General features: G+C 74.0%; 7 protein-coding genes and 4 pseudogenes. 6 read left to right on the plus strand and 5 right to left on the minus strand.

What is annotated here, in order from left to right; genetic code table 11:
• The first annotated feature begins 4 nt into the window (after positions 1 to 4).
• The 4 genes and pseudogenes from CCZ36_RS32575 (at position 5) to CCZ36_RS32590 (ending at position 5830) form a co-directional block, all read left to right on the plus strand.
• Positions 5 to 1524, plus strand: a pseudogene (locus CCZ36_RS32575) (nitroreductase).
• Positions 1521 to 3260 carry an ABC transporter ATP-binding protein/permease gene (locus CCZ36_RS32580; RefSeq protein WP_128819189.1) on the plus strand — a complete coding sequence of 580 codons (1740 nt, stop codon included), beginning with the start codon at positions 1521 to 1523 and terminating at the stop codon, positions 3258 to 3260. The pseudogene CCZ36_RS32575 and the gene CCZ36_RS32580 overlap by 4 nt, the downstream one beginning before the upstream one ends.
• The gene (locus CCZ36_RS32585) at positions 3257 to 5134 is read left to right on the plus strand and encodes an ABC transporter ATP-binding protein (RefSeq protein ID WP_237302778.1); all 1878 of its coding nucleotides are present in this window, start codon (positions 3257 to 3259) and stop codon (positions 5132 to 5134) included. The genes CCZ36_RS32580 and CCZ36_RS32585 overlap by 4 nt, the downstream gene beginning before the upstream one ends.
• Positions 5135 to 5338: 204 nt before the next feature.
• Positions 5339 to 5830, plus strand: a complete 492-nt coding sequence (locus CCZ36_RS32590; RefSeq protein WP_069736036.1) for a GNAT family N-acetyltransferase — start codon at positions 5339 to 5341, stop codon at positions 5828 to 5830.
• Positions 5831 to 5874: 44 nt separating this feature from the next.
• Here CCZ36_RS32590 and CCZ36_RS37070 read toward each other — a convergent pair.
• From CCZ36_RS37070 to CCZ36_RS32615, 5 genes and pseudogenes are all read right to left on the minus strand, one after another.
• Positions 5875 to 6209, minus strand: a pseudogene (locus tag CCZ36_RS37070) (hypothetical protein); the annotation flags it as partial.
• A gap of 50 nt (positions 6210 to 6259) precedes the next feature.
• A pseudogene (locus CCZ36_RS32600) lies at positions 6260 to 6557 on the minus strand (IS5 family transposase); the annotation flags it as partial.
• Between the two features lie 4 nt (positions 6558 to 6561).
• Positions 6562 to 9026: pseudogene (locus CCZ36_RS32605) on the minus strand (SpoIIE family protein phosphatase).
• Positions 9027 to 9262: 236 nt separating this feature from the next.
• Positions 9263 to 10522 carry a glycoside hydrolase family 26 protein gene (locus CCZ36_RS32610; protein ID WP_069736034.1) on the minus strand — a complete coding sequence of 420 codons (1260 nt, stop codon included), beginning with the start codon at positions 10520 to 10522 and terminating at the stop codon, positions 9263 to 9265.
• 123 nt (positions 10523 to 10645) lie between these two features.
• Entirely contained in the window at positions 10646 to 11935 is a 1290-nt protein-coding gene (locus CCZ36_RS32615) for a cytochrome P450 (protein ID WP_128819190.1), read from the minus strand.
• Between the two features lie 232 nt (positions 11936 to 12167).
• Between CCZ36_RS32615 and CCZ36_RS32620 the strand changes: the two genes are divergently transcribed.
• Together CCZ36_RS32620 and CCZ36_RS32625 are read left to right on the plus strand one after the other, a co-directional pair.
• On the plus strand, positions 12168 to 12644 hold the full coding sequence (locus tag CCZ36_RS32620; RefSeq protein WP_128819191.1) for a tyrosinase family oxidase copper chaperone: 477 nt from the start codon (positions 12168 to 12170) through the stop codon (positions 12642 to 12644).
• A 19-nt stretch (positions 12645 to 12663) separates the two neighbouring features.
• Positions 12664 to 13527, plus strand: coding sequence for a tyrosinase family protein (locus CCZ36_RS32625; RefSeq protein ID WP_128819192.1), 864 nt, complete (start codon positions 12664 to 12666; stop codon positions 13525 to 13527).
• Positions 13528 to 13563 lie beyond the last annotated feature (36 nt).

A 13563-nucleotide genomic window follows, 5' to 3' on the forward strand; every position in this document is an offset into this window, starting at 1 on the left:
CAGCATGCCCCACACGCGGGACCGTACCGCCGCGCCCGTCCGCGGGGCGGACGCCGCCCTGCCCGCCGCACCGGACCTCCTGCGCACGTCGCTCGCGGACGCCCGGTCGCCGCGTGTTCCAAAGCTCTCCCCGTACGCTCCGGAACGCCCGTTCCCGTGGAGCGGCCCCACGACCGACACCGCCGGCCCCACGGCCACGAACGTCGACGGCCCCACGGCCACGAACGCCGGCGAGCGCGGGACCGCGATCGACCTGGGCCGGGTGCTACGGCTCTCCCTGGCCGCGCCCCTCGGCCCAGGGGCCGGCTCCGCCCCGTTCCCTCGGCGGGCGCCCTGCACCCGGTGCGCGCCCACCTGCTGCTCGGGCCGGGGTGTTCGCTGCCGCCCGGGCGTTACACCTACGACCCGCGCACCCACCGCGCCCACCGGCGCGGCCCGGCCGCCGACCGCGTGCCCCCGGGCGCCCTCGTCGTCCTCACCGTGGCCGCGTCCCGCACCGTCGCCCACTACGGTCACCGGGCCTGGCCGCTACTGCTCCTCGACGCGGGCCATGCCGCCGCCTCCCTCGCGCTGGCCGGGGCCACGACCGCCGGTGTGCTGGTCTCCCTCGACGCGGACGGCTCCCTGCTGTCCGCCGCCGCCGGACTGCCCGAGGCCCCGGACTGGCAGCGCACCTGGCCCGGCACCGAGCCGGAACTACCCCTCGCGGCAGTCCGGTTGACCCCCCGGGGCGGCCCCTGTGAGACCGAGCCGCCGCTGGGCGCCTGGGCCGCGCTGCCCCGCGCCTCGGCCCCGACTCCGCAACCAGGAGCCGACACCACGCCACCCCGTGAACTCGCTGCGGCACGGCACCTGTTGCACCACATCGCCGAAGCGCCCGGGCGGCCCGGCGGCACCTGGCACCCGGCGTCGCGCCCCGGAGAGGTGACCGACGAAGCTCTGGAGACGCGCCGGAGCGCCCCGCCCGACGACCTGAAGCGCCCACCCGCCTCCGAGCCGCTCGCCCAGATCCTGGCCACGGCCCGGAGCGTGCGGCCGGGCGGGCCCTCCTGGACCGTGGCCGTGGGCGGGGCCGAACCGGCCCTGTACGCGGCGGCTCCCGGCGGACCGGGCCTCGACGTCCGCGCCGTGGGCGACGCGCGCCCCACTCTCGCCCACTGGGCCGCGGGCCAGCAGTGGATCGCGACGTCGGGCGCGGTGCTCCTGGCCCACGGCTGCCCCGCAAACGCATCGCGCGCCACCGTCCGCGGCAGCCACCTCGTCGCCGGATACGCGGCCGGCACGGCCCAGGCGCACGCCGCCGCACTGGGTCTGCGCTCACGCCCCATCGGCTCCTGGCAACAGGCCGACCTGGGCGCCGCCCTCGGCGACACCCCCGGACGCGACTGGATCGTGCACGGTCTCGCGCTCGGCGCACCCCCGACGACACCGGCCACCCCAGCCACGTCGGCCCCCACGCCCGCCACCCCACCCACGGCATCCGCCGCCCCGGCAGCCCCGTCCGGCGAGGAAGAACGCCCATGATGCTCCACCCCGAACTCCTGCGCGCCGCGCGCACCGCACGCCGCCCGCTCGGCCTCGCCACCGCACTCCTCGCGGCGGTCGCCGCCACCCACCTCGCCCAGGCCGTCCTCCTCGCCCTCGTGCTCTCCCGGATCGCCCAGGGGGAGACAGGCGCCCTCGCCCCACTGCTCGCGGCCGTGATCGCCGTCGTCCTGGTCCGCGCCGCGCTCGGCCGGGCCCAGCGCCTGACCGCGGTCACCGCCGGCGCCTCCGTACGGGTGAGGCTGCGCGACACCCTGCTGGAGCGGCTCGGGGCGCTCGGCCCCACCGAGGTCACCGGTGCGCGGGCCGGCGCCGTACGGGCCACGCTGGTGGACGGGGTCGAGGGCGTCGACGCGTACCTCTCGCGCTATCTGCCCCAACTCCTCATCACCGCCGCCGTGCCGCCGCTGCTGCTCGTCGCCGTCGCTCTTGTCGAGCCTCACGCGGCGCTCGCCCTCGGGCCCACCCTGCTGCTCGCCCTCTTCGGGCCGCGTGCGTGGGACCGACTGCTGGCGCGGCGGGGCAAGGAGCACTGGGACACCTACGAAGCCCTCGCCGCCGACTACCTGGAAGCCCTCCAGGGCATGCCGACGCTGCGCAACGCCGGTGCCGTGGGCCGCGTACGGGAACGGCTGGAGCGGCGGTCGGGCGCCCTGCACCGAAGCACCGTCGCCAAACTGCGGGTCTCGCTCGTCGACACCGGCCTCACCGACCTGGCCGTCCAGGGCGGCACGGTCGCCGCCGTTCTCGTGGCGTGCTCCTCGGCCGCCACCGGCCGCACCGCCGCCACCGGCACCTACCTCCTGCTGCTGCTCGCCTCCGAATGCTTCCGCCCCGTCCGCGACCTCTCCCGCGAGTGGCACGCCGGCTACCTCGGGGTGTCGGCGGCCGACGGAATCGCGGCCCTGCGCACCGCCGAGGCCGCCGTCCCGGACCGGGGCACCGTGACCGCGGCCTGGGGGAGTGCGCCCGACATCCGTTTCGAAGACGTGCGCTTCACGCACCCGGGGGGCGCCCGGCCCGCCCTCGACGGCGTGTCCTTCACCGCCCCCGCCGGGCGCACCACCGCCGTCGTCGGCCCGTCCGGCGCGGGCAAGTCGACCGTGCTGAGCCTCCTGCTGCGGCAACGGGACCCGGACGGCGGGCGCGTCACCGTAGCCGGCACGGACACCGCCGCGTACACCCTCGCCTCGCTCCGCCGGGGCATCGCCGTGGTGTCGCAGGAGACCTACCTCTTCCACGCCACGATCGCGGAGAACCTCCGCATCGCCCGCCCCGCCGCCACGGACGAAGAACTGCGCACCGCCGCCCGTACCGCCGGGATCGACGAGGAGATCGCCCGACTTCCGGACGGTTACGCCACCCTCGTCGGCGAACGCGGCGCCACGCTCTCCGGCGGACAGCGCCAACGGCTTGCCCTGGCACGGGCGTTGATTGCCGACGCCCCCGTCCTGATCCTGGACGAGGCCACCAGCGCCGTCGACGAACGCAACCAGGCCCGGATCGTCCGGGCACTGGCGGCGGCCGGCCGCGGCCGCACCTGCGTCGTCGTCGCCCACCGGCTCGACGCCGTCCGCCACGCCGACCACATCGTCGTCCTGGACGCGGGCCGTGTGGCCGCGGCGGGCGACCACACCACCCTGCTCGCGGGCGGCGGCGTCTACGCCTCGCTCGTCGCGGCCGGACACACCGCACAGGAAGAGCGCGCCGCATGACCCCGATCCCGCGCACGACCCAGGACCCGCCCCAGCCCCCTGCCCCGCCCACGACCCAGGTCCCGGACCCGGCTCCGACCGGTGCCCTGCGCTCGCTCCTCCCGGTCCTCGGCGCGCACCGCGCCACCGTGCTCCGCACCTGCCTGGCCGCCCTCGTCGACCAGGCCGCCCTGGTGGCCCTGGTCACCCTCGCCGCGTACACGGTGGGCACCGCTGTCATCGAGCACCGCCCGCCCGCCCCCGGGACCGTCGCCGTCCTGATCGGGCTCGTCCTCCTCCGGGCGCTGGCCACCTGGCGCGAGATGGACCTCTCGCACGACCTCGCCTACCGGGTCCTGGCCGAACTGCGCGTCCGGGTCTTCGACGGACTGGCCCGCAGCGCCCCCGCCCGGATCGCGGGCAGGCGCAGCGGCGACCTCGCGGCCACCGCGCTCGGGGACGTCGAGGCGCTGGAATTCTTCTACGCCCACGCCATCGCCCAACTCCTCGCCTCCGGTGTGGTCTTCGCGGTGTCGGCGGCCGTGCTGGCGACCCTCGGGCCCTGGCTGCTGCTCGCCGTCGTACCCGCCGCGCTGCTCCTCCTCTGGTCGCCGCTGATCGAGGCGCGCGGTCGGGCCGAACGCGGACATCGCACCCGGAGCGCGCTCGCCGAGCTGTCGTCGGAGACCGTGGAGAGCGTCGACGGACTCCGCGAGCTCCTGATGACGGGGTCGCTCAACCGCAGGCGGGCGCGGCTCCGGGCCGCCGGGCGGCGGCTGGCCCGCGCCCAGCGTGCCGAACAGTCGTGGGAGACCGGTGCGGGCGCTGCCCGCGACCTGCTGGTCGTCGCCGCCGTCATCGGGGTCGTGGCGGCCGCCGCCGACGCCGCGTCCGCCGGACGGCTCGACGGGGCGTGGGCCCCGGCCGCCATGGCACTGGCCCTGGGCGCACTGGCCCCGGTCGCCGAGTCGGCGGCCGCGCTCGGCCGGGCGGGTGGCCTGCGCGCCGCCGCGGCCCGGGTCCGGGCCGCCGTGCACGCCCCGGCCGGCGCCCCCGCCGCCACCGCTCCCCGCCCCGTCCCGCCGGGCCCGCTCGGCCTGCGGCTGCGCGGCGTACGGTTCGGCTACGGGGGAGGGGCCGTGCTGGACGGCGTCGACCTCACCGTCCGCCCGGGGGAGACCGTGGCCCTCGTCGGAGCGTCCGGGGCCGGCAAGTCGACCTGCGCCCACCTGCTGGCCCGCTACTGGGACCCCGCCGAGGGCGCCGTGGAACTCGTGCCCCTCGCCCCCGCCCACCCCGTGGACCTGCGGGACCTCGCCGAGGACGACCTGCGCGCCGCCGTGTCCGTGGTCGGGCAGGAGGCCCCGCTCTTCCACGGCACCCTCGCCGAGAACCTCCGCCTGGGCGCCCCCGACGCGACGGCGGACGAGGTGGACGCGGTGGCCCGGATCTGCGGCGTCGACACCGTCGCCGCCACCCTGCCCGACGGACTCGACACCGCGGTCGGTGAGCGCGGCGCGACCCTCTCCGGCGGCCAACGCGCCCGGGTGGCCCTGGCCCGGGGGCTGCTGAGCGGCCCGCGCGTCCTCGTCCTGGACGAGACGACCGCCCACCTGGACCACCGTGGTGACGCGGAACTGGCCCGGGCGCTCGCTGCCGACTCCGCCACCCGGGCGACCCTGGTGATCGCCCATCGCCCGGCCACCGTCCGCAGGGCCGACCGGATCGCGGTCCTGGACGGCGGGCGCATCGTCGAAGAGGGCACCTGGGACGAGCTGATCCGGGCCGACGGCCCACTCACCCACCTCTTCGCCCGCGATCGGACGGCAGCCGACCCGAGGACAGCAGTCCGCGAGCGGACGACCGCCGAGTGGGAAGCGTCCGGCGGATCATGAGGCCATAGGGCCCGACCGTGCGTACCGGCCTCGGCGTCTTGGGATCTGGATGTGTGGCGGGACCGGCGACGTGGTCCGTCCGGCGGGTATCCGGCGCGCCTGGCAGTCGGCCGGCGGCTGGGCGCAGGGGCGGCTCAGCGACGTGCCGCGGTGGCGGCGTAAACGAGTTGCGCCGGCTATGGGGGGACCGTGAGGATTGTGGGCATGCCGCCCGCAAAGATCGAGATTCGGCCATACGCCAACGATGACTGGGACGCGATCGCGCGAATTCACGATGCCGCGCGCCTTGACGAGTTGCGCAACTCCGCCGGTGTCGAGGCGTTTCTGACGCTCGCGCAGACCGCTGAGGAGGAAGGGCTGTTCGACGGCCAGTTGTGGGTGGCGGAGGTCGACGGGAAAGTAGCCGCTTTCGTTGCGCTCGATGACGACGAGGTCACCTGGCTGTACGTCGACCCGCAGCGCTACCGGCAGGGGATCGGCAGGGCACTGCTGCGTCACGCTGTTGCCGCTGCCGGACCGAGGGTTGAAGTCACCGTGCTCGACGGCAACCCAGCCGCCCAGGCGCTCTACGCCGGCGAGGGATTCATCGTCACCGAGACCCGGACCGGCCCGCTGGTCGGCAATGAGACGTTCACCGCGACCGGCCACATCATGCACCGCGACACCGCGACGGCACCCACCAGTGTCGCTGGCTGATCGAAGTCTTCGCACGGTCCAACCCTGACGCCGGGACGAGGGGCCTACTCCTGAGCTTGGCGGTTACAGACTTCGGCGCATGAGGGTCGGTTCGGTCTGTCGGGTGCGAGGCCGGTCCCGGCGAGGAATCCGCCCAGGACGCTGTGCCGGTACTGCATCGCCTTGAGCCGCTGGCGGAGCAGAGTCTCCAGCTCGCTGAGTGGAGGAGGCGGATGCAGTCGCTCCCGCCGAGCGAGCGGCGCTCGCCCTTGCGGCCGGTATGCCGACGCAGCCGGGAGTGCAGCCGGGCGGGAAGGCCCGGCTGGGAGCACAGCAGCGCGGCCGCCGAGAGCCGTCTCCGGCTGCGGTGCCTGATGGTTCCTCGGGGACTGAGACTGCGGGCCGGCTCAGCCCCGCAGCCATAGCCGGACAGCCGCGGTGTGTTTGAGCTGGCTTCTTCTTGCGAGCGCCGGCCGCGTGCTGATGGGCACGGCAGGACGTCGAGTCGACGCCGACCATGCTCCAGTCGATACGGCGCGCGAGGTCGGCGTCGGCCTGGACGGCACACAGGATCCGGTCCCATGTGCCGTCCGCCGACCAACGCCGGTGCCGTTCATAGACGGTCTTCCAGCTGCCGAGACGCTCGGGAAGGTCCCGCCACGGTATGCCCGTCCGGACCGAACAAGATCCCGTTGGTCACCCTGCGGTGGTCGTTCCACCGTCCCCCACGCAGCCCCGACGCAGGCAAGCCCTCAGGGAATCGGCTGCTCCGCCCAGATGATCTTCCCCCGCGGCGTGTAGCGCGTGCCCCACCGATGAGCGAGCTGCGCGACGAGGAACAGCCCTCGCCCTCCCTCGTCCGTCGTCCTGGCGTGCCGCAGCCGCGGCGAGGTGTTGCTGGCGTCGGACACCTCGCAGGTCAGCGCCGCCTGGAACAGCAGTCGCAGCCGTACCGGCCCGGAGGCGTACCGGATCGCGTTGGTCACGAGCTCGCTGACGATCAGCTCCGTCGTCATCGCCAGCTCCTCCAGCCCCCACGCCTCCAGCTGGCGCGAGACCTTGGCCCGGGCCTCCCCGACCGCCGCGGGGTCCAGGGGACGTCCCACGAGACCAGGTGCTCCGGGCTCAGGACATGTGTCCGGGCGAGGAGCAGCGCGATGTCGTCCGGCTGAGGGACGGGCAGCAGCTTTTTGACCACGGCCGGGCACAGGTCCTCCAGCTGCAGTCCACCCCGGGACACCTCCCGGCCCAGCCGTTCCATGCCGTGCTCGACGTCCCTGTCCGTCCCCTCGATGAGCCCGTCGGTGTAGAGACCGAGGAGGCTCCCTTCGGGCAGGACCACCTCCAGCGACTCGAAGGGCAGCCCGCCGAGCCCGAGCGGCGGCCCGGAGGGAAGGTCGGGGAAGGTGACCGACCCGTCCGGTGTGACGACCACCGGCGGGGGGTGGCCCGCCCGCGCCATCGTGCAGGAGCCGTTCGTCGGATCGTAGACGGCGTACAGACAGGTCGCCCCCACCACCGTCGAGCCGCCCCGCTCCGCCGGGCCCCCCGTGCGCTCCTCCTCGCTGAGCCGCAGCACGAGATCGTCCAGGCGGGCCAGCAGCTCGTCCGGCGGCAGATCCATGTCGGCCAGTGTCTGTACGGCGGTACGCAGCCGGCCCATGGTCGCGGCGGCCCCGATGCCGTGCCCGACGACATCGCCGATGACCAGGCCGACCCGGGCGCCGGACAGCGGGATCACGTCGAACCAGTCCCCGCCGACCCCGTCCTTCGCGTCCGCCGGGAGGTACGACCACGCCACGTCCAGCGCCGTCCCGCCCCGCAGTGTCTGCGGCAGCAGGCTCCGCTGGAGCACCAGTGCCGCGGTGTGCTCCCGGGTGTAGCGGCGGGCGTTGTCCACGCACACGGCGGCCCGTGCCACGAGCTCCCGGGCGGGCGCCACGTCGTCCTCGTCGAACGGCACCGGGTTCTGGGACCGCATGAAGGTGGTCAGTCCCAGCACGGTGTCGCGGGCCCGCATCGGTACGGAGATCAACGAGTGCAGCCCGAACTCCCGGATCCGGGCGGCCCGCTCCGGCTGCTCCACCGCCCACCCCTGGCTGTCCGGGTCGAGCACCGGCAGCAGAACGGGGGCGCCCGACAGCAGGAAATCCGCGTCGTGCGGCGGCGGCACGAAGTCCACCGCCTCACCGACCCGGACGACCGCCTCCGGGCAGCCCTCCCGCACCGAGCTCATGCCCGCCCGGCGCATGGCCGGCCGCTCGCCCTCGGCCGGTGTGGCCGACCCGGGCCGGTCACCGCCGAACGGGGCCTCCAGCAGGTCGACGAAGACGAAGTCCGCGAACCGGGGCACCGCGAAGTCGGCGAGTTCCTGCGCCGTACGCTGTACGTCCAGGGTGGAGCCGATGCTCGCCCCGGCCTCGTTGACCAGCGCGAGCAGCCGACGCGCGTTCCACCGGTCGGTGACGTCGCGGACCATGTAGCCGATGCCGATCCGCCGGTCCTGGGCGTCGGCCAGCGGGAAGAACGAGCTGGCGTACGCGCGTCGGCGGTGCGGATCGGACCAGCTCCAGCCCAGGTACTCGTAATCCGTGACGGCCTCGCCCGTCGAGAGGACCTGCCGCATCAGCCGCTCGATGGGGGCCGCCAGCGCACTGGGCAGCACATCGGCCGGCCGGCGCCCCAGACGCTGTTCCCGCGGCACGCCGCCGAACCGCTCCAGGGTGTCGTTGAGCCAGAGATAGCGCAGGCCCGGGTCGAGCACGGCCATCCCGACCGGGGACCGGGCCATGAAGTCGTCCAGCACGGACCCGCTCATCGTCCAGTGCGGAGTGAGCTCCCGCCCGGACACCAGGAAGACCTCCCGCCCGGCGATCCGGAAGGAGGAGGTGACCCGCACATCGATGTCGAGGGACCGGCCGTCCCGGCCCCGCAGGGAGACCAGCCCGCTCCATGCCGACCCGGTCCGGCAGCGCGCGGCAACGGCGGCCGTCCGGCGCGGGTCGGGCGGGCCGGTCAGCAGGCGGGCGGCCGACCGGCCGATCACCTCGGCCGCCGGATACCCGAGCAGCGCCTCGGCCCCGCGGGTCCAGCCGATGACCGTGCCGTCCCCGGCGAGCACCGCGGCCGCGTCGTCGGCCGCCCGAGCCGGGCCCCGCCCGTCCCCGGAGGGCAGCGGGCCGGGCTCCGCCGGGAAGCCCTCATCGGCGGATGCCATTGCACCTCACCACCCTCTGTAGGTTTCCATGGTCGCGCGTCGCTCCGTACCGCGCCCGGCGTGGCATACGAGGGAGGCGCGCGAGCCGTCCCTCGTTCGGCGGCGTGACGGAGCGGGACGTGCCCGCGTTGGTGGGATGACAAGCGGTTGCTCGTCCCCCCGCCCCCGCGCCGGACCTGTGTGGGTGGACGGCTCCGGCCCCGTCACGAGGGCCGGAGCCGTTTCCATGCCCGGGGTCAGAAGCGGAAGCAGATCTCGCGCTCCCGCAGCCACGCGCCCAGCCAGTCGACGGACGGCACGGTGACGCACCACCTGCGGGCCGGCGGGGGCTCGGCCCCGGGCGCCGGGGGCGTGGGCGCCACCGGCGGGGACGGCTGCGCGGAGGGCGTGAGCGTCGGGGACGGGGCCGGGTCGGTCGGCGTCGGGACCGGGGCCGTCGGCGTCGGCGGGGGAGTCGGCGTCGGGCTGGGGGACGGCGCGGCGGGCGCGGCCATCTCCGTCATCATCGTCCGGAACACCTCCGAGGAGCGCGGATTGCTCCCGCACTGCCAGACACCGTGCGGGCAGTAGTCCGTGACCGTCTGGTAGAGCGGCTCGTGCCGGTCGATCCACTCCAGCATGCGCCGCATGTACTCGGGGTTGTCGCCGTTGCGGAAGAGCCCCCACTCCGGGAACGAGATGGGTTTGCCGCGCTCCGCGGCGAAGTCGACGTGCTTCTGGAGCCCGTACGGGTCGGTGACCTGGTCGTCGAAGGTCTCGCCGGGAGGCTGGTCGTAGGAGTCCATCCCGATGATGTCGACGACGTCGTCGCCCGGATAGCACTCGGTCCACGGCACCGCGTCCCGCCCACGGCTCGGGGTGAAGTCGAAGCGGAACTCCTGACCGGGCACCGCGCGCATCGCCGTGACGATCCGCTCCCAGTAGGCCTTCCAGGACGTGGGGTCGGGGCCGCACCGGTGCGTGTACGTGGTGCCGTTCATCTCCCAGCCCAGCACGATCACGGTGTCCGGGACGCCCAGCTCCACCAGGCGTTCCGCCAGCCGGGTGAAGTGCTGGTCGTAGTCGCCCGCCGCTCCCGCCCGGAGCAGGGTGCGGACCTCGTCGTCCGGGACCCGCTCCTCGTTGCGCTCCAGCATCGGTACGTTCAGGACGAACATCCGGTCGGGGTCCGCCCGTCTCCAGTCCGCCCAGGCGTCGAGGAAGTCGGGGGAGCCCTCGATGTTGACCCACAGATCGCCCGGCAGATACGTGTGCCCCACCCGCAGCTCCGCCCCGCCCAGCCAGCGCGAGAAGTCGGCCATCCGACTGACCCCTTCGGGCCCGTAGTCCAGATACGCCCCGTGCGCCGTAGCGCTACCCGCCCTCGGCCCACCGGGTGCCGCGCCGTCGACGGAATCGGTGCCCGGAGGCGACTGACCCGCGATACCGCCACCCGCCAGAAGGCTGAGAGCAAGCGCCGCGATGCACGAAACGAAGAGACGGCGCTTTGCCGGCATTGCTCCTCCTGGCTGTGATGAATTCCGGCCCGTCCGGCCCGGTGGGGAGAGAGTTTCATCATCATGCCCCGGTGGCATGCGGGGGGAGTCCATTTATCGTATTCGGCGTTGCGGGCGTGCCGTTCAGGTGAATGTGGGGCCGAACGTGAACGGCAGAGAGCCGACGCGGTTGTCGAAATTCGAATCGACCAGTTCCGGGTCCCCCAGATCCCGCATGACGGGACGTCGGTCGATCAGTTCCCGGAACAGGGCCGTCATTTCCAGACGGGCCAGATGCGCTCCCAGGCAGTGGTGCGGGCCCCCGCCGCCGTATCCCAGATGGGGATTGGGCGAGCGAGTGATGTCGAAGCGATCCGGATGGGTGAAAACCGCCTCGTCGCGATTGGCGGACGCGTAAATGAGTGCGACTTTCTCGCCCGGGAGGAATGTGGGACCGCCCAGCGTGCATTCGCTGGTGACGGTCCTGCGGAACTGGATGATCGGAGTCGAATGCCGCACGATCTCGTCGACGGCCCCGCCGATGTACCGGTCGAAGTCGGACCGCAGCAGCTCCCGCTGGTCCGGATGCCGGTCGAGCAGGAACAGCCCGTGCGCGATGGCGTTGCGCGTGGTCTCCACCCCGGCCACCAGCAGCAGCGAGAAGAAGGCCCCCAACTGCCGCCCCGACAGGGCCTCGCCGTCGATGTCCGCACATACGAGCGCCGAGACGAGGTCGTCCCCCGGGCGACGGCGGCGCTCCGCCGCGAGCCGCCCCATGACCCACTGCATCCGGGCCAGGGACGCCAGCCCCCGCCCGGGGACCCGGATCCGGGCCCGGCCCCGCCGCTCGACGCCGACATGCTCCGACGCGTGGTCGATCTGCTCGGCGATCCGCGCCCGGTACGCCTTCGGGACGCCCATCAGGTCGCAGATCACCTCCAACGGCAGCCGCGAGGCCGCCGACGGCACGAAGTCCCCGGGCCGCTCGGCGATCAGCTCGTCCACCAGCCGCCCGGCGAGCCGCTCGACGTTCTCCTCGACACCCGCCAGCAGCCGGGGGGTGAACCGCCGCGAGATGGTCCGGCGCAGCGCCGCGTGCTCGGACCCGTCCATGTTGACCATCGAGTTCCCGAACAGCGCCTTTGCCCAGCCGGCCGGTTCCGGAGTGGTGACCCCGGGAGCGCTGGCGAACACGGCGGGCGTACGGCTCGCGGTCCGCACGTCGGCATGGCGCACCAGGGCGTAGAAGGGCTTTCCGGCCGTACGCGCGGTACCGGGCCGGGGCGTGAACAGCACCGGCGCCTCCAGCTCTCGCAGTAAGGCGAAGGCCCTGAGCCGCTCCGGGCGCGGCAGCCGCCAGAACGCCGGGTCGGCCAGATCGACGTCCGCCGCGCGCAGCACACGGTCCCCGGACGGCTGGTACGGAACGGTCATACCCACCACCTCCACGGTTCGACAGGCCATGTTCCGGTCCGCCGGCCACGGCAGGCCCCGCGACGCGGCCCGCCGCCGCCGATCGCCCCGCACCCTCACGCGTTTGCCGGAACGCGACCGCCGCGTGTGCGCCGTACGCCGCACGCACGAGAACTGTTTCGCCACCACCTCGTTGTCAACATCGCCATCAGAAGCACCTCGGACGAGTTAACGAGAGGCAGGTAGTCATCTCATGAGCCCCACCCCCGCGAAACCGGGCGGCACCCGCATCCCCTCCCGCCGCACCGTCCTGCGCGGAGCCTTCACCGCCGCCGTGGTCACGGGCACCGCCGGCGCCCTGCTCCCGCTGGTCGACCACGACCCGGCCGCAGCGGCCCGGCCCGCACCGGCGCCCGGACCCGGCTCCGGCTCCCGGGCCACGACGGAGGAGTTCGCCGAGATGTACCGGGGCCGGGAGATCCGGGGGACGGCGACCGTCGTCGTCCCCGCGGGCGCCCCGGCCGACGACCGGGTCGCGGTCGCCGCCGAACCGGCCACCGAGATCCGTATCGACGGCAGACCGCTGCATGTCATGAGGCGGGCGGACGGCACCTATCTGAGCGACGTCCGGCACTACGAGTCGTATCCGACGCTCCTGGAGACGGCCCGTGCCGCCGTCGACGAACTCGGTACCGCCCGACTCGCACCGCCCGCCGCGCACCACATGTGAACCAGGAGGACCAGCACCGGTGTACACCCGCAAGAACCAGCGCGACCTCACGCGCACCGAGAAGCGCCGGCTCATCGACGCGATCCTGAAACTGAAGCGCTCGGGCCGCTACGACGACTTCGTCGTCATGCACCGGGAGTACTACGTCATGGACACCGAACGCCGGCCGCGCCCGGCGCACATGACGTCCTCGTTCTTCCCCTGGCACCGCCAGTACCTGCTGGAGTTCGAGAAGGCGCTCCAGCGCGTCGACGCCGGCGTCAGCGTCCCCTACTGGGACTGGACCCAGGACAACCGGCCGACCTCCTCGCTCTGGGCGGAGGACTTCCTCGGCGGCAACGGCAGGCCCGGCGACCGCCGGGTCACCACCGGCCCGTTCGCCTACGCGGCGGGCAACTGGAGCGTCGGCAGGGGCGTCACCGACGAGCACTACCTCACCCGCAACTTCGGCAGGCCGGGCAGCGCCCCGGTATCCCTGCCCACCAAGAACGACCTGGCGCGGGCCCTCGAGGACCCCGTCTACGACACCGCGCCCTGGAACAGCGTCAGCACCGAGGGCTTCCGCAACCGCGTCGAGGGATGGGGCATCCGGGGCGTACGCACGGTCGGCCTGCACAACCGGGTGCACCAGTGGGTCGGCGGACCGATGGCGGGCGCGGCCTCCCCCGAGGACCCGGTGTTCTGGCTCCACCACTCCTTCATCGACCTGCTCTGGGACCGCTGGCGCAAGGCCCATCCCAAGTCCGCCTACCGGCCGGGCCGCAAACCCGCCTCGCCCGGCCCGGACCGCGACTACGTCTTCGGCCTCGACGAGGCGATGCCCCCCTGGGGCGTGACCCCGAGGAAGCTCCTCGACCACAGCAAGATCTACCGCTACGCCTGAGGGCGGACGGAGGAACGGCCGGCCCCCTCCGCACGG

It is taken from the genome of Streptomyces sp. S063 (assembly GCF_002832675.1).
In the GTDB taxonomy this organism is placed as follows: domain Bacteria; phylum Actinomycetota; class Actinomycetes; order Streptomycetales; family Streptomycetaceae; genus Streptomyces; species Streptomyces sindenensis.

What these genes read in the sequence shown, in the direction of transcription:
- CCZ36_RS32615 (WP_128819190.1), bottom strand. Translation starts at nt 11,935, where the DNA reads ATGACCGTTCCGTACCAGCCGTCCGGGGACCGTGTGCTGCGCGCGGCG.
- CCZ36_RS32580 (WP_128819189.1), top strand. Translation starts at nt 1,521, where the DNA reads ATGATGCTCCACCCCGAACTCCTGCGCGCCGCGCGCACCGCACGCCGC.
- CCZ36_RS32585 (WP_237302778.1), top strand. Translation starts at nt 3,257, where the DNA reads ATGACCCCGATCCCGCGCACGACCCAGGACCCGCCCCAGCCCCCTGCC.
- CCZ36_RS32620 (WP_128819191.1), top strand. Translation starts at nt 12,168, where the DNA reads ATGAGCCCCACCCCCGCGAAACCGGGCGGCACCCGCATCCCCTCCCGC.
- CCZ36_RS32610 (WP_069736034.1), bottom strand. Translation starts at nt 10,522, where the DNA reads ATGCCGGCAAAGCGCCGTCTCTTCGTTTCGTGCATCGCGGCGCTTGCT.
- CCZ36_RS32590 (WP_069736036.1), top strand. Translation starts at nt 5,339, where the DNA reads ATGCCGCCCGCAAAGATCGAGATTCGGCCATACGCCAACGATGACTGG.